General features: G+C 71.8%; 12 protein-coding genes. 3 read left to right on the top strand and 9 right to left on the bottom strand.

Features of this window, described 5'->3' with window-relative positions; all coding sequences use genetic code 11:
• Positions 1–12 precede the first annotated feature (12 nt).
• The gene (gene rpsG / locus ACK586_RS01740; protein WP_409328732.1) at positions 13–483 is read right to left on the bottom strand and encodes a 30S ribosomal protein S7; all 471 of its coding nucleotides are present in this window, start codon (positions 481–483) and stop codon (positions 13–15) included.
• 1 nt (position 484) lies between these two features.
• Positions 485–859: a 30S ribosomal protein S12 gene (gene rpsL / locus ACK586_RS01735; protein WP_012950487.1), complete on the bottom strand. Its 375-nt coding sequence runs from the start codon at positions 857–859 to the stop codon at positions 485–487.
• A gap of 519 nt (positions 860–1378) precedes the next feature.
• Between rpsL and ACK586_RS01730 the strand changes: the two genes are divergently transcribed.
• From ACK586_RS01730 to ACK586_RS01720, 3 genes are all read left to right on the top strand, one after another.
• Positions 1379–2362, top strand: coding sequence for a hypothetical protein (locus ACK586_RS01730; protein ID WP_409328731.1), 984 nt, complete (start codon positions 1379–1381; stop codon positions 2360–2362).
• A gap of 97 nt (positions 2363–2459) precedes the next feature.
• Entirely contained in the window at positions 2460–2675 is a 216-nt protein-coding gene (locus tag ACK586_RS01725; protein WP_409328730.1) for a hypothetical protein, read from the top strand.
• Positions 2676–2736: 61 nt separating this feature from the next.
• Positions 2737–3780, top strand: a complete 1044-nt coding sequence (locus tag ACK586_RS01720; protein ID WP_409328729.1) for an LLM class F420-dependent oxidoreductase — start codon at positions 2737–2739, stop codon at positions 3778–3780.
• A gap of 120 nt (positions 3781–3900) precedes the next feature.
• Here the strand turns inward: ACK586_RS01720 and ACK586_RS01715 are convergent, their stop codons facing one another.
• From ACK586_RS01715 to rplK, 7 genes are all read right to left on the bottom strand, one after another.
• Positions 3901–7803 (bottom strand): DNA-directed RNA polymerase subunit beta', encoded by a 3903-nt coding sequence (locus tag ACK586_RS01715; RefSeq protein WP_409328728.1) that lies wholly within the window; start codon positions 7801–7803, stop codon positions 3901–3903.
• Between the two features lie 98 nt (positions 7804–7901).
• Positions 7902–11405, bottom strand: coding sequence for a DNA-directed RNA polymerase subunit beta (gene rpoB / locus ACK586_RS01710; protein WP_425330351.1), 3504 nt, complete (start codon positions 11403–11405; stop codon positions 7902–7904).
• A 404-nt stretch (positions 11406–11809) separates the two neighbouring features.
• Positions 11810–12334 (bottom strand): hypothetical protein, encoded by a 525-nt coding sequence (locus ACK586_RS01705; protein WP_409328727.1) that lies wholly within the window; start codon positions 12332–12334, stop codon positions 11810–11812.
• A gap of 641 nt (positions 12335–12975) precedes the next feature.
• Positions 12976–13371, bottom strand: a complete 396-nt coding sequence (gene rplL, locus ACK586_RS01700; protein WP_409328726.1) for a 50S ribosomal protein L7/L12 — start codon at positions 13369–13371, stop codon at positions 12976–12978.
• 18 nt (positions 13372–13389) lie between these two features.
• On the bottom strand, positions 13390–13992 hold the full coding sequence (gene rplJ, locus ACK586_RS01695) for a 50S ribosomal protein L10 (RefSeq protein ID WP_409328725.1): 603 nt from the start codon (positions 13990–13992) through the stop codon (positions 13390–13392).
• A 398-nt stretch (positions 13993–14390) separates the two neighbouring features.
• Complete coding sequence (gene rplA, locus ACK586_RS01690) at positions 14391–15110, bottom strand: 50S ribosomal protein L1 (protein ID WP_409328724.1); 720 nt, start codon at positions 15108–15110, stop codon at positions 14391–14393.
• A 121-nt stretch (positions 15111–15231) separates the two neighbouring features.
• Positions 15232–15663 carry a 50S ribosomal protein L11 gene (rplK, locus tag ACK586_RS01685; protein WP_409328723.1) on the bottom strand — a complete coding sequence of 144 codons (432 nt, stop codon included), beginning with the start codon at positions 15661–15663 and terminating at the stop codon, positions 15232–15234.
• Between the last annotated feature and the right edge of the window lie 42 nt (positions 15664–15705).

The following is a 15705-nucleotide window of genomic DNA, read 5'->3' as shown; positions in this document are numbered from 1 at the left end:
GCGGGGGGGCGACTACCAGCGGTAGTGCGCGAAGGCCTTGTTCGACTCGGCCATCTTGTGGGTGTCCTCGCGGCGCTTGACCGCGGCTCCCAGGCCGTTGCTCGCGTCGAGCAGCTCGTTCATGAGGCGCTCGGTCATCGTCTTCTCCCGGCGGGCGCGGCTGTACTGGATCAGCCAGCGCAGGCCGAGGGTGGTGCTGCGGGAGGCGCGGACCTCGACCGGGACCTGGTAGGTCGCACCGCCGACGCGGCGGCTGCGGACCTCGAGCGCCGGCTTGACGTTGTCCAGCGCGCGCTTGAGCGTCACGACCGGGTCGGTGTCGGTCTTGTCGCGGCAGCCCTCGAGGGCGCCGTAGACGATCGCCTCGGCGACGGAGCGCTTGCCGTCGACCAGCACCTTGTTCACCAGCTGGGTGACCAGCGGCGACTGGTACACCGGGTCGGCGACGAGCGGACGGCGGGGAGCGGGACCCTTGCGGGGCATGTCAGCTCTTCTCCTTCTTCGCGCCGTACCGGCTGCGAGCCTGCTTGCGGTTGCGGACACCCTGGGTGTCCAGCGACCCGCGGATGATCTTGTATCGAACACCCGGGAGGTCCTTCACACGACCACCACGCACGAGCACCATCGAGTGCTCCTGCAGGTTGTGGCCGACACCGGGGATGTAGGCGGTGACCTCGATGCCACTGGTGAGGCGGACGCGGGCGACCTTGCGCAGCGCCGAGTTCGGCTTCTTCGGCGTCGTCGTGTACACGCGGGTGCACACGCCGCGGCGCTGAGGGGAACCCTTCAACGCCGGGGTCTTGGTCTTCTCGACCTTGTCCTCGCGGCCCTTGCGGACCAGCTGGTTGATCGTGGGCATGGGGGGCCTGGATCTCCTACCTGCGCTGGGTCGTGCTGTCGGTCGGTGCTCTGTCGTGCCGGGTGCCGGTCCTGCCGGGGCCGTACCCGATCCGGGCCGCGGGCCACCACCGGTCCCCGCGGTCGGGCGTGTCGCCGTTCCCGGGACCGGTCGGCGCTGCCAACCGGATCGGTCGCCCCCCGCGACTCGGCGCCACCAACCTGTCGGCGAGCGCACCGCGAACGGGAGCAGGCCCAGGGCACCCTGGGCACGGCTGACCACGATACCCGCGCCGAAAGGGCCGGTGCAAACCGGGTCCCCATGTCGACGCAGGCGACGCCGCTCACAGCGGCGACCACCCGTTCCAACACCGCGCGCGCCGGTTCATTCCCGGCGGCGGACCGGCCGGTGCCCGGCGGTCGGAGGGGACTGTACCGGCCCGGGCGTCGCGGCGGCAGCCACCGGACTGTCGTACCGCCACCCTACGGTCGGTCCCAGGAAGATCACCCTCGGCGACGGTCCGGGGAGCGAGGGGGAACGGTGCAGATCGACTCGGCGCGGGAGCTCAAGGCGCGGCTGGGTGCCCGGATCGCCGGCTGGCAGGAGCCGGTCGGCGCCCGCGGGCTGGCGCCCGGGCGGTCGTGGTTCCGACCCGCGCTGGGGCTGGCCCTGTCGGGTCCGGGCCAGGCGCGGCTGGCGATCCGCGTCGCGACGCCGGCCGATGCCGCGATCCTGCTCACCGGGGTGGCGGACGCCGTCCGCGCCCAGGTCGACGTCCGGGTCATCGGGCCCGTCCGGGCCCTCCCCTCCCCCGCCGGCGCGCCCGCGGTCTCCCCGGCGGACCTGCAGCGGCGCGTCCGCCCGCTGCGGCCGGGGCTGTCGGTCGGGCACCCCGCGGTCACCGCCGGCACGCTGGGCGGTTTCGTCCGCCACGGCGGGCGACCGGCGATCCTGTCGAACAACCACGTGCTCGCGGCCGGCGGCGCCGCCCTGCCCGGCGACGCCGCGCTGCAGCCGGGCCCGGCCGACCGGGGCACCGCCGCAGACCGGGTGGCGCGCCTCACCGCCTTCGAGCGGTTCAGCGGCGGTCGCGACCTCGTCGACGCCGCCGTGGCGGCGCTCGACGAGGGCGTCGAGCACGACCCGGCCGCCTACCCCGGCGGTCCGCTCGCGGCCGTGGTGGCCCACGGCGAGGAGGTCGACCCGGACGAGGCCGTGGAGAAGATCGGCCGGACGACCGGGCACACCCGCGGACGGATCACGGCCGTGGAGGTCGACGGCGTCGCGGTGCAGTACGACGACGCCGTGCACACCTTCGACGGGCAGATCGAGATCGAGGGCACGGCCGGGACGTTCAGCGCCGGCGGGGACAGCGGCTCGGTCATCTGGCGGAGCTCCGACCGCGCGCCGCTCGCGCTCCTCTTCGCCGGCAGCGAGGTGGGCGGAGCACACGGCGGCGGGGTGACCTACGCCAGCCCGCTGTCGACCGTCCTGGACGTCCTCGGCGTCCAGTGGCTCGGCTGACGGCCTCTCCCCCCGATCCCGCGTCGAGCTCGCGAAAGGTGGGGAGAACAGGGCCCTCGCTCTGTCCCGGAGGCGGGGAGTGGCGCACCATGGAGGGGTGACCGATCGAGCCTCCGCCCGCGCCGCCAAGAGCGCCCTGAGCGCGCGGCTGGCCCGGGTGCCCGAGGTCGTGGGGATCGGCCTCGCCCGGCGCGGCGCCGGCTACGTCGTCAAGGTGGACCTCGCCGACCCGGTGGCGGCCGGCCTCGTGCCCACCGACGTCGACGGCGTGCGCGTGGTCACGCACGTCGTCGGGGTGGTCCGCCCGCTCTGAGGGACCGCCGATACGGTCGTGCCCGGCGCCGACGAGGGCGCCGACGACCCCGGGAGGGCACGTGCGCATCGGCATCCAGGCCAGCTACAGCGGGGGCTTCCGCGAGACCGCGGAGGAGATCCGCGACCTCGAGGCCGCCGGGCTCGACGTCGCGACCATCGCGGAGGTCTACACCTTCGACTCCGTCAGCCAGCTGGGTTACCTCGCCGCGGTGACCGAGCGGGTGGAGCTGCTGAGCGCCATCTTCCCCATCTACAGCCGCACGCCGGCGCTGATCGCGATGACCGCGGCCGGGCTGGACTACGTCTCCGACGGCCGGTTCACCCTGGGCCTGGGCGCCTCGGGGCCTCAGGTCATCGAGGGCTGGCACGGCGTCCCCTACGACGCTCCCCTGCAGCGGACCCGCGAGATCGTCGAGATCTGCCGCGCCGTGTGGCGCCGGGAGCGGCTCCAGCACGCCGGGCCCAAGTACACGATCCCGCTGCCGCCGGAGCAGGGCACCGGCCTGGGGAAGCCGCTCAAGCTGATCAACACGCCGGTCCGCGAGCGGGTGCCGGTCATGCTGGCCGCGCTGGGTCCCAAGAACGTCGAGCTGGCCGCCGAGATCGCCGAGGCGTGGGAGCCCATCTGGTTCATGCCCGAGCGGGCGGCCGACGTGTGGGGCGAGTCCCTGGCCGCAGGCAAGGCCAAGCGGGACCCGGCGCTCGGCGACCTGCAGGTGGTGGTGGGCGTCCCGGTCGCCATCGGCGAGGACGTCGACGCGCTGCACGACCTCGTCCGTCCGCACCTGGCCCTCTACGTCGGCGGCATGGGCGCGCGGGGCAAGAACTTCTACAACGACCTCGCCGTCCGCTACGGGTTCGCCGATGCCGCGGCGACGGTGCAGGACCTCTACCTGTCGGGGAGGAAGGACGAGGCCGCGGCCGCGCTGCCCGACGAGCTGGTCCGCGCGGTCTCGCTCATCGGCCCGGAGGGGTACGTCTCCGAGCGCCTCGCGGCCTTCCGCGAGGCCGGGGTCACCACGCTGGCCCTGCAGCCGCTCGACGACAGCCGGGAGAACCGGCTGCGCACCGTGTCGACGATGCGCGCGCTCTGCGACCGGTAGCCGGGCGCCCACCGGTTTCGTCACAGGACGCGACGTCGCCCCGGACCACCGGCCACGGACGCGGGAAGGCCCCCGGACCGATCGATCGGTCCGGGGGCCTTCCCGTCGTGCTGCCGGGGGTCAGCCCCGCCAGTCGTACTCCTCCAGGCGCACGGCCTCGCCGGAGCCCGAGCCGAACACGTCGGGGCTGTAGTACTGCCCGTCGTCGTACCCGGCCATCGTGTAGACGGCGGCGCGGGCCTCCTCGGTCGGCTCGACCGTGATGTTCCGGTAGCGGCTGATGCCGGTGCCGGCCGGGATCAGCTTCCCGATGATCACGTTCTCCTTGAGGCCGAGCAGGCTGTCGCTCTTGCCCTGGATGGCGGCGTCGGTGAGCACCTTGGTCGTCTCCTGGAAGGAGGCGGCCGACAGCCACGACTCGGTCGCGAGCGAGGCCTTGGTGATGCCCATGAGCACCGGACGGGCCGAGGCCGGCTCGCCGCCCTCGGCGACGACGCGACGGTTCTCGGTCTCGAACAGCGTCCGCTCGACCAGCGCACCGGGCAGGAACTCGGTGGCACCCGAGTCGATGATGGTCACCCGCTTGAGCATCTGGCGGATGATCACCTCGATGTGCTTGTCGTGGATCGACACACCCTGGCTGCGGTAGACCTCCTGGACCTCGCGGACCAGGTGCAGCTGCACCTCGCGCGGGCCCATGATCCGCAGCACCTCGTGCGGGTCCACCGCACCCTCGGTGAGCTGCTCGCCGACCTCGACGTGCGAGCCGTCCTCGACCCGCAGCCGCGACCGGCGCGACAGCTTGTCGTAGACGACCTCGTCGGAGCCGTCGTCCGGGGTGATGGTCAGCTTGCGGAACTGCTCGCCGTCCTCGATCCGGACGGTGCCGGCCAGCTCGGCGATCGGCGCCTTGCCCTTGGGCACGCGGGCCTCGAAGAGCTCCACCACACGCGGCAGACCGTGGGTGATGTCCTCACCCGCGACACCACCGGTGTGGAAGGTGCGCATCGTCAGCTGGGTGCCCGGCTCACCGATCGACTGGGCGGCGATGATGCCGACCGCCTCGCCGACGTCCACCAGCTTGCCGGTTGCCAGCGACCGGCCGTAGCAGGTGGCGCAGGTGCCCAGCAGCGACTCGCAGGTCAGGACGCAGCGCACCTTGACCTCGGCCACGCCGGCGTCGATCAGCGCCGCGATGAGCACGTCTCCGAGGTCCTGACCGGCCTGCGCGACGAGCGTGCCGTCCTCGGCCGTGACGTCGGCGGCCAGGGCCCGGGCGTAGACGCTGGTCTCGACGTGCGCGTCCCGGGTGACCGTGCCGTCGACGACGGTGCCGATGGGCATGAGGACGCCCCGGTCGGTGCCGCAGTCCTCCTCGCGGATGATGACGTCCTGCGAGACGTCCACCAGCCGGCGGGTGAGGTAACCGGAGTCGGCGGTCCGCAGCGCGGTGTCGGCCAGGCCCTTGCGGGCACCGTGCGTGGAGATGAAGTACTCCAGCACCGACAGACCCTCCCGGAAGTTGGCCTTGATCGGCCGCGGGATGATCTCGCCCTTCGGGTTGGCCACCAGACCGCGCATGCCGGCGATCTGGCTGATCTGCATCATGTTTCCGCGGGCGCCGGAGTTGACCATGACCCAGACCGGGTTGGTGGTCGGGAAGTTGTCCACCATCGCCTGGCTGACCTCGGCCCGCGCACGGGTCCAGATCTCGATGAGCTCGGCACGACGCTCGGCGTCGGTGATGACGCCGCGCTCGTACTGCTTCTCGATCTGCCGTGCCTCGGCCTCGTGCCGGTCCAGGATCTCCTGCTTGGCCGGCGGGGTGACCACGTCGTCGATGGCGATCGTGATCCCCGCGCGGGTGGCCCAGTGGAACCCGGCGGACTTGAGGGCGTCCAGCGTCGCCGCGACCTGCACCTTGGGGTAGCGCTCGGCGAGGTCGTTGACGATCGCCCCGAGCTCCTTCTTCGGCACCTGGTAGTTGACGAAGCGGTAGTCCTCGGGCAGGGCCTCGTTGAACAGCACCCGGCCGAGGCTGGTGAGCACGCGCGCGGGGGCGCCCGGGGTCCAGTCCTCCGGCTGCTCCCACGGGTCGTTGACGCCGTTGTCGACGCCGAAGACCTCGTCGAGGCGGATCCAGGCCCGCTCCTGCAGCCCCAGCGAGCCCTTGTCGTAGGCCATGACGGCCTCGGCCGCCGACGAGAACGCCGCCGGCTGGCCACCCTCGGCCTCGTGCCGGCTCGGCACGACGGTCGTCAGGTGGTACAGGCCCAGCACCATGTCCTGGGTCGGCGCGGTGATCGGGCGACCGTCGGCCGGGCTCAGGATGTTGTTGCTCGAGAGCATCAGGATCCGGGCCTCGGCCTGCGCCTCGGCCGACAGCGGCAGGTGCACGGCCATCTGGTCGCCGTCGAAGTCCGCGTTGAACGCGGTGCAGACCAGCGGGTGGATCTGGATGGCCTTGCCCTCGACCAGCTGCGGCTCGAAGGCCTGGATGCCCAGGCGGTGCAGGGTCGGCGCGCGGTTCAGCAGCACCGGGTGCTCGGTGATGACCTCCTCGAGCACGTCCCACACGACCGGCCGCGCGCGCTCCACCATCCGCTTGGCGGACTTGATGTTCTGCGCGTGGTTGAGGTCCACGAGCCGCTTCATCACGAAGGGCTTGAACAGCTCCAGGGCCATCTGCTTGGGCAGACCGCACTGGTGCAGCTTCAGCTGCGGGCCGACGACGATGACCGAGCGGCCCGAGTAGTCGACGCGCTTGCCGAGCAGGTTCTGCCGGAACCGGCCCTGCTTGCCCTTGAGCAGGTCCGACAGCGACTTCAGCGGGCGGTTGCCCGGGCCGGTGACCGGCCGGCCGCGGCGGCCGTTGTCGAACAGCGCGTCCACGGACTCCTGCAGCATCCGCTTCTCGTTGTTCACGATGATCTCGGGCGCGCCGAGGTCCAGCAGCCGCTTGAGCCGGTTGTTCCGGTTGATGACCCGGCGGTACAGGTCGTTCATGTCGCTGGTGGCGAAGCGGCCACCGTCGAGCTGCACCATCGGGCGCAGGTCCGGCGGGATGACCGGGACGCAGTCCAGCACCATGCCCATGGGCGAGTTGCGGGTCTGCTGGAACGCCGCGACGACCTTCAGCCGCTTGAGGGCCCGCAGCTTGCGCTGGCCCTTGCCGTTGCGGATCGTGTCGCGCAGCGAGGCGGCCTCGGCGTCGAGGTCGAAGTCGGACAGCAGCTTCTGCAGCGCCGCGGCGCCCATGCCGCCCTCGAAGTACTCACCGAAGCGGTCGCGCAGCTCGCGGTAGAGGCCCTCGTCGGCGATCAGCTGCTTCACCTCGAGCTTGCGGAAGGTGTCGAGCACCTCCTCGAGGCGGTCGATCTCCCGCTGCGCCCGGTCGCGGATCTGGCGCATCTCGCGCTCGCCGCCCTCGCGCACCTTGCGGCGGACGTCGGACTTGGCACCCTCGGCCTCGAGCTCGGCGAGGTCGGCCTCCAGCTTCTGCTGGCGGGCCTCCACGTCGGAGTCGCGGCGGTTCTCCAGGTTCGACTTCTCGGCGCTGATCTCGGCCTCGATGGTCGGCAGGTCCCGGTGGCGGGACTCGTCGTCGACCGAGGTGATCAGGTAGGCCGCGAAGTAGATGATCTTCTCGAGGTCCTTGGGCGCCAGGTCGAGCAGGTAGCCCAGGCGCGAGGGGACGCCCTTGAAGAACCAGATGTGGGTGACCGGCGCGGCCAGCTCGATGTGGCCCATCCGCTCACGGCGGACCTTGGCCCGGGTCACCTCGACGCCGCAGCGCTCGCAGATGATGCCCTTGAACCGGACCCGCTTGTACTTGCCGCAGTAGCACTCCCAGTCCCGCGTGGGACCGAAGATCTTCTCGCAGAAGAGACCGTCCTTCTCCGGACGCAGGGTCCGGTAGTTGATGGTCTCCGGCTTCTTCACCTCACCGTGCGACCACTGGCGGATGTCGTCGCCGCTGGCCAGACCGATGCGCAACTCGTCGAAGAAGTTGACGTCGAGCAAGGGGAACCCCTTTCAGGGGCTAGGAATTGCTTGTGTCTGTTGTCTTGTGATCTGGCCGCGCCGGGTCCCCGCGGAGCGAGGACCCGGCGCGGAACACATCAGACGTCTTCCACCGAGGAGGGCTCGCGGCGGGACAGGTCGATGCCCAGCTCCTCCGCGGCCCGGAAGACCTCGTCGTCGGTGTCGCGCAGCTCGATCGCCTGCCCGTCACCGGACAGCACCTCGACGTTGAGGCAGAGCGACTGCAGCTCCTTGAGCAACACCTTGAACGACTCGGGGATGCCCGGCTCGGGGATGTTCTCGCCCTTGACGATCGCCTCGTAGACCTTGACCCGGCCGAGGATGTCGTCGGACTTGATGGTCAGCAGCTCCTGCAGCGCGTAGGCCGCGCCGTAGGCCTGCATCGCCCAGCACTCCATCTCGCCGAAGCGCTGGCCACCGAACTGCGCCTTACCGCCCAGCGGCTGCTGGGTGATCATCGAGTAGGGGCCGGTCGACCGGGCGTGGATCTTGTCGTCGACCAGGTGCAGCAGCTTCAGGATGTAGACGTAGCCCACCGAGATCGGCTCGGGGAAGGGCTCCCCGGACCGGCCGTCGAACAGCCGCGCCTTGCCGGTCGGGGCGACCATCCGGTTGCCGTCCCGGTTGGGGGTCGTCGACTCGAGGAGACCGACGATCTCGTCCTCCTTGGCGCCGTCGAACACCGGCGTCGCCGTCCGGGTGCCCGGCTCGGCCGAGCGCGCGGCGGCCGGCAGCTTGGCCGCCCACTCCGGCGTGCCCTCGATCTGCCACCCCTGCTTGGCGACCCACCCGAGGTGGGTCTCCAGGACCTGGCCGACGTTCATCCGGCCGGGGACGCCGAGCGGGTTGAGCACGATGTCGACCGGGGTGCCGTCCTCGAGGAAGGGCATGTCCTCCTGCGGCAGGATCTTCGCGATGACGCCCTTGTTGCCGTGGCGTCCGGCGAGCTTGTCGCCGTCGGAGATCTTGCGCATCTGGGCGACGTAGACCCGGATCAGCTCGTTGACGCCGGCGGGCAGCTCGTCGCCGTCCTCGCGGGAGAACACGCGGACGCCGATGACCTTGCCCGACTCGCCGTGCTTGACCTTCAGCGACGTGTCGCGGACCTCGCGGGCCTTCTCCCCGAAGATCGCGCGCAGCAGCCGCTCCTCGGGGGTCAGCTCGGTCTCGCCCTTGGGCGTGACCTTGCCGACGAGGATGTCGCCGGGGACGACCTCGGCACCGATGCGGATGATGCCGCGCTCGTCGAGGTCGGCGAGGACCTCCTCGGAGACGTTCGGGATGTCCCGGGTGATCTCCTCGGCGCCGAGCTTGGTGTCGCGGGCGTCGACCTCGAACTCCTCGATGTGGATCGAGGACAGGACGTCGTCCTGCACGAGGCGCTGCGACAGGATGATCGCGTCCTCGTAGTTGTGGCCCTCCCACGGCATGAAGGCGACGAGCAGGTTCTTGCCCAGCGCCATCTCGCCCTCGTCGGTGCACGGGCCGTCGGCGATGACCTGGCCGACCTCGACGCGCTGACCCTCGTCGACGACCGGGGTCTGGTTGATCGAGGTGCCCTGGTTCGAGCGGCGGAACTTCAGCAGCCGGTAGGTCTGCCGGGTGCCGTCGTCGGCCATGACGGTGACGTAGTCGGCGGTCGAGTCCTCGACCACGCCGGCCTTCTCGGCCACCACGACGTCACCGGCGTCGACGGCGGCACGCAGCTCCATGCCGGTGCCGACCAGCGGCGCCTCGCTGCGCAGCAGCGGGACGGCCTGGCGCTGCATGTTGGCGCCCATGAGCGCGCGGTTGGCGTCGTCGTGCTCGAGGAACGGGATCATCGCCGTCGCGACCGAGGTCATCTGCCGCGGCGAGACGTCCATGTAGTCGACGTTCTCCGGGGAGAGGTAGTCGACCTCACCGCCCTTGGTGCGGACCAGGACGCGGTCCTCGGCGAACCGGCCGTTGGCGTCCAGCGGCGAGTTGGCCTGGGCGACGACGAAGCGGTCCTCCTCGTCGGCGGTCAGGTAGTCGATCCGGTCGGAGACCGTGCCGTTGTCCACCCGGCGGTACGGCGTCTCGATGAAGCCGAACGCGTTGACCCGGCCGAACGAGGACAGCGAGCCGATCAGGCCGATGTTCGGGCCTTCCGGGGTCTCGATCGGGCACATCCGGCCGTAGTGGCTGGGGTGCACGTCGCGGACCTCCATGCCGGCCCGCTCGCGGGACAGACCACCGGGGCCCAGCGCCGACAGGCGGCGCTTGTGGGTCAGGCCCGCCAGCGGGTTGGTCTGGTCCATGAACTGGGACAGCTGGCTGGTGCCGAAGAACTCCTTGATGGAGGCGACGACCGGCCGGATGTTGATCAGCGTCTGCGGCGTGATCGCCTCGACGTCCTGGGTCGTCATCCGCTCGCGGACGACGCGCTCCATGCGGGAGAGGCCGACCCGGATCTGGTTCTGGATCAGCTCACCGACGGTGCGCAGCCGGCGGTTGCCGAAGTGGTCGATGTCGTCGACGCCGTGGTCGGGCTCGCCGGCGTGCAGCCGCACGACGTACTCGATGGTGGCGACGATGTCGTCCTCGGTCAGCGTGAGGGTCGCCTGCGGGACCTCGACGCCGAGCTTCTTGTTCACCTTGTAGCGGCCGACCTTGGCCAGGTCGTAGCGCTTGGGGTTGAAGAAGAGGTTCTCCAGCAGCGCCTGCGCGCTCTCCCGCGTCGGCGGCTCGCCCGGCCGCAGCTTGCGGTAGATGTCGAGCAGGGCCTCGTCCTGGCCGGCGATGTGGTCCTTCTCCAGGGTGGCCAGGACCGTGGGCGACCACTGGAAGTGCTCGCGGATGCGGTCCTCGGTCCAGCCGAGCGCCTTGAGCAGCACGGTGACCGGCTGGCGGCGCTTGCGGTCGATGCGGACGCCGACGGTGTCGCGCTTGTCGACGTCGAACTCCAGCCAGGCACCGCGGCTGGGGATGACCTTCGCGCTGAAGACGTCCTTGTCGGAGGTCTTGTCCAGGGTCTTGTCGAAGTAGACGCCCGGGCTGCGGACGAGCTGGGAGACGACGACGCGCTCGGTCCCGTTGATGACGAACGTGCCCTTGCTCGTCATGATCGGGAAGTCGCCCATGAACACCGTCTGGCTCTTGATCTCGCCGGTGGTGTTGTTCATGAACTCGGCGGTGACGAACAGCGGCGCCGCGTAGGTCATGTCCTTGTCCTTGCACTCCTCGAGCGACGCCTTGACGTCCTCGAAGCGCGGGTTGGAGAAGGACAGCGACATCGAGCCGCTGAAGTCCTCGATCGGGGAGATCTCCTCGAGGATCTCGGCCAGCCCGCCGACCGCGGCGGCCTGCTCCTCGGGCGAGAGCGTGGCGCGCCACTCGGGGCTGCCGATGAGCCAGTCGAACGAAGCCGTCTGCAGGGCCAGGAGGTCCGGCACCTCGAGCGGCTCGCTGATCTTGGCGAAGGAGACGCGGAGCGGCGCGCCCGGGATCTTCTGCTGGTCGGCCTCGCCGGTGCGGGGGCCGGACTGCGGGGTGGTGCTCTGCGGGGTGGGTGACTCGGTGGTGCCTGCGGAGATGCTGGTGGGGCGAGAGCCTGCCAAGATGCGTCCTTCCAAGGACCTCACGACGTGCGGGCGGGTCGGTGCTGGTCGTCCTGGGTCGTCGTCGGTTTCGGCGAGGCTGCCACCGGTCTGCGACGAGGCCCGCTCGATCGGTCGGCAGGATGCTCGGGAGGGTCCCCCGGGCACCCCAGGTGACCCGTCTCGGCGGGCAAGCAGTCAGGGGGCAGCGCAACAGGGAACCCTACCCCTGCTGCAGCGCACTGTCCACGTCGGGGGCGGTGATCACCGACACCACGCCCGGAGGGACCAGCGGCTCGCCACCAGCGGCGGGACTGCCGCGGCCATGATGCCAGCCCGCGGCCGCCCGGTCAGCCGCCACGCCGGTCGGAGGACCCCGTCCCCGCACGCCTCGCGGGCTCGCCTCGACCCTGCGGACGCGGCCGTCACCCGGTGGTGAGCACCGTCAGCTGATCGATCTTCCAGGTGTCGCCACCGTCGCGGACCATCCGGATCTGCACCGTGCGCACGCAGGACTGCGCCCCCTCCGCGGTGACCTCGCACTCGCTCCCCGCGGGCGCGGGCTGCGTGCCGGTGTTCACCGACTCGGCCACCAGCCGGCCGAAGACGACCAGCGTCGCCTCCTCCTGGTCGTCGTCGACCTGCTGCACCGCGACGTCGCGGACGTCGTACCGGATGCTGGCCGACACCTGCTCGTAGGTGTCGATCAGCGCCCCCTGCGCCTCGGCCTCGTAGCGGCTGCGCAGGTCCCCGGTGAGGACGGCGAGCTGGCCGTCCACGCTGCCCTCGGAGTCGCGGTAGTCGTAGCGGTAGACCGCCTCGACGTTATCCCTCGCGGCCGTGAAGACGTCCGGGTCGACGTGGGTGCGCCCCGGCGGCCGGAACCACAGCAGCGCCGCGACCGCGGCCGCGGCCAGGCAGAGGACGGCCAGGACCGCGACGACGGGCACGCGGCGCCCGCCGCCGACGTCCGCGGCCGCCGGCCCCCGTGCAGTGCGGGCGCGCCGCCGGCGCGCGGAGACCCCGGTGGGAACGTCCCGTCCCGCGGCCCGGGCCCCGGCAGCGGGGCCGTCGGGGCGACCGGTGCCGGCGGCGGCGCGCCCGGCGGCCCGCGCCGCAGGCCCGGTGCGGGGTGCCGGCGCGGGACGCGGGCGCGGCCGGGGAGCGGGACCCGCCGCGGCCGTCTCGTCGGCGGCCGTCCCGTCCGCGGCCGTCCCGTCGCGCTCGCGGCGGCTGCCGGCGACGCGGGGGCGCGGGCCGGGACGCGGGGTCGGTCCCGGTCCGGGACGGGGCGCGGGCGTGGCCCGCGGGCGCGGCGTCGGCCGCGGGCGGTCGTCACTCATCGGGGGTCCCCCGGATCGCCGAGAGCAACCAGCGGTCGCCCTCCCTCCGCAGGTCGCACGTCGGAGCCCACGTCCCGGACCTACCAGCGAGTAACGAGCGGCCCGGCGGGAGGTTACGTGGGTCACGCGGCCGCCGACGCACACGTCCCGGCGGTTCACCCGGACGCGCAGAGGCCGCCCTCCCCGAGGGGGAGGACGGCCTCTGCGGTGGTGCTGCTACCCGGCGACGAGCCGCCGCCGGGGAGGGGTCACTTGACGGTGACGGTGGCGCCGGCGCCCTCGAGGGCGGCCTTGGCCTTCTCGGCGGCGTCCTTGGCGACCTTCTCCAGGACCGGCTTCGGCGCGCCGTCGACCAGGTCCTTGGCCTCCTTGAGGCCGAGCGAGGTCAGGCCGCGCACCTCCTTGATGACCTGGATCTTCTTGTCGCCGGCAGCCTCGAGGATGACGTCGAACTCGTCCTGCTCGGCGGCCTCCTCGGCGGCACCGCCGCCGCCACCACCGGCGGCCGGGGCGGCCGCGACGGCGACGGGAGCAGCGGCGGTGACCTCGAAGGTCTCCTCGAACTGCTTCACGAAGTCGGACAGCTCGAGCAGCGTCATCTCCTTGAACGCGTCGAGCAGCTCCGCGGTGGACAGCTTGGCCATGATCTCTCCTTCTGGGGGTCAGTCGGTGCCGGCCGCGGCGTCCGCGGTCTCGGCAGAGTCGGGGGTGGTGTCTGCAGCAGCGGTGTCGTCGGCCGCGGAGTCGGCGCCCTCGGCGGGCTTCTCCTGCAGCGCCGCGGCCAGGCGGGCGACCTGCGACAGCGGGGCCTGGAACAGGCCGGCGGCCTTGGTCAGGTTGCCCTTCATCGCGCCGGCCAGCTTGGCCAGGAGCACCTCGCGGGGCTCGACGTCGGCCAGGGCGGTGACCTCGGCGGGCGAGACCGTGCGGCCCTCGACCACGCCGCCCTTGACGACGAGCAGCGGGTTGGCGCGCGCGAAGTCACGGATGGCCTTGGCGGCCTCGACGACGTCGCCCTCGATGAAGGCGATGGCGGTCGGGCCGTTCAGCAGCGGGCCGAGGTCGGTGTGCCCGACCGAGTCCGCTGCCCGCTTCGTCAGGGTGTTCTTGACGACGGCGTAGCTGCTGCCCGCACCGAGGGAACGGCGCAGCTGGGTCAGCTGCGCCACGGTCAGCCCGCGGTACTCGGTGAGCACGGCCGCGCTGGACTTCTGGAACCGCTCGGTGATCTCGTCGATCACCGCGGCCTTCGCCTGCGTGGGCATGGGCCTCCTCTCGTCTGACGGGCGACCGCCGGCCGGTGCGCGGCCTCGCACGATCGGGGCCCGGAGACGAGGAACGCCCCGGCGCAGGCGCACGGGGCGAGGGCAGGCGCACGGCGGCGCCCGCGATCGGACCGTCCTCCTGCGCGGGCCGCCCGGGGATCCGGGACCTTCGATCGCACGCGGACGTGCGACGACCTGCGGTCGTGGGGGGAACGCAGACGAGGGTACACGCGTCCAGCGCCGCCCCCGCCGCACCCCCCTGCGTCGACGAGATCTGCACAGTCGTCGGCATCGGCCCCTGATGCCGACGAGTGTGCAGATCTCGCCGGAGCACCGGGGCCGGACGCGCGAGGGCCCCGCAGCGCGGTGCGCTGCGGGGCCCTCGGGAGCGACTCGCGTCAGGCGGTGGGCTCGTCCACCGTCAGGTTGCGGGTGCGGTTCGGGTCGACCGGGATGCCGGGGCCCATGGTGGTGGAGATGGTGACCTTCTTCAGGTACCGGCCCTTGGCGGCGGCCGGCTTGGCCCGCAGCACCTCGTCGAGGGCGGCCGCGTAGTTCTCGACCAGCTTGGCCTCGTCGAAGGAGGTCTTGCCGATGACCAGGTGCAGGTTGGCCTGCTTGTCGACGCGGAAGTTGATCTTCCCGCCCTTGATGTCGCTGACGGCCTTGGCGACGTCGGTGGTCACCGTGCCCGTCTTCGGGTTCGGCATCAGGCCGCGGGGGCCGAGGATACGGGCGATCCGGCCGACCTTGGCCATCTGGTCGGGGGTCGCGATCGCCGCGTCGAAGTCCAGGAAGCCGCCCTGGATGCGCTCGATCAGGTCGTCCGAGCCGACGACGTCGGCGCCGGCGCCCTCGGCCTCCGCCGCGCGGTCACCGGTCGCGAAGACGATGACGCGGGCGGTCTTGCCGGTGCCGTGGGGCAGGTTGACCGTGCCACGGACCATCTGGTCGGCCTTGCGCGGGTCGACGCCCAGGCGCATGGCCACCTCGACGGTGGCGTCGTAGCTGGTCGGCGAGGTCTCCTTCGCCAGACCGGCCGCCTGGAGGGGGCTGTACAGGCTCTCCCGGTCGACCTTCGCCGCTGCCTCGCGGTACTTCTTGCCGTGCTTGGCCATGGTGTGTCCTCTCCCCGCGCCGTCCGGCGCGGGTGTCGCGTGGTGTACGGGCCTGGCCGGCCCTCCCACAGCTGCTGTCCGGATCCCGTGCGGGTCCGGGGTCGTCCGGGCTGGCGGCGGCTCAGCCCTGGACGGTGATGCCCATCGACCGGGCGGTGCCGGCGATGATCTTCTCGGCCTCGTCGAGGGAGTTCGCGTTGAGGTCGGCCATCTTCGTCTGCGCGATCTCGCGGACCTGGTCGCGGGTGACCGTGGCGACCTTGGTCTTGTGCGGCTCGCCGGACCCCTTCTCCACGCCGGCCGCCTTGAGCAGCATGCGCGCCGCCGGCGGGGTCTTGGTGACGAAGGTGAACGAGCGGTCCTCGAACACCGAGATCTCGACCGGGATCACGTTGCCGCGCTGCGACTCCGTGGCGGCGTTGTACGCCTTGCAGAACTCCATGATGTTGACGCCGTGCTGGCCGAGCGCCGGACCCACGGGCGGCGCGGGGGTCGCCGCACCGGCGTTGATCTGGAGCTTGATGACCGCGGTCAACCGCTTCCTGGGAGGCATGTCCGTTTCCTTCGGTGACGTGCGTGCGTGGGTGTGGCTGGA

Source organism: Trujillonella humicola, assembly GCF_046233715.1.
GTDB lineage: Bacteria > Actinomycetota > Actinomycetes > Mycobacteriales > Geodermatophilaceae > Trujillonella > Trujillonella humicola.
The sequence above is the reverse complement of the archived record's forward strand: the minus strand, read 5'-3'. Positions and strand labels throughout refer to the sequence as shown.

Bases quoted from the DNA above. Each gene is read 5' to 3' on its own strand.
- rpsG (WP_409328732.1), bottom strand. From the start codon at position 483: ATGCCCCGCAAGGGTCCCGCTCCCCGCCGTCCGCTCGTCGCCGACCCG.
- rpsL (WP_012950487.1), bottom strand. From the start codon at position 859: ATGCCCACGATCAACCAGCTGGTCCGCAAGGGCCGCGAGGACAAGGTC.
- rplL (WP_409328726.1), bottom strand. From the start codon at position 13,371: ATGGCCAAGCTGTCCACCGCGGAGCTGCTCGACGCGTTCAAGGAGATG.
- rplJ (WP_409328725.1), bottom strand. From the start codon at position 13,992: ATGCCCACGCAGGCGAAGGCCGCGGTGATCGACGAGATCACCGAGCGG.
- rplA (WP_409328724.1), bottom strand. From the start codon at position 15,110: ATGGCCAAGCACGGCAAGAAGTACCGCGAGGCAGCGGCGAAGGTCGAC.
- rplK (WP_409328723.1), bottom strand. From the start codon at position 15,663: ATGCCTCCCAGGAAGCGGTTGACCGCGGTCATCAAGCTCCAGATCAAC.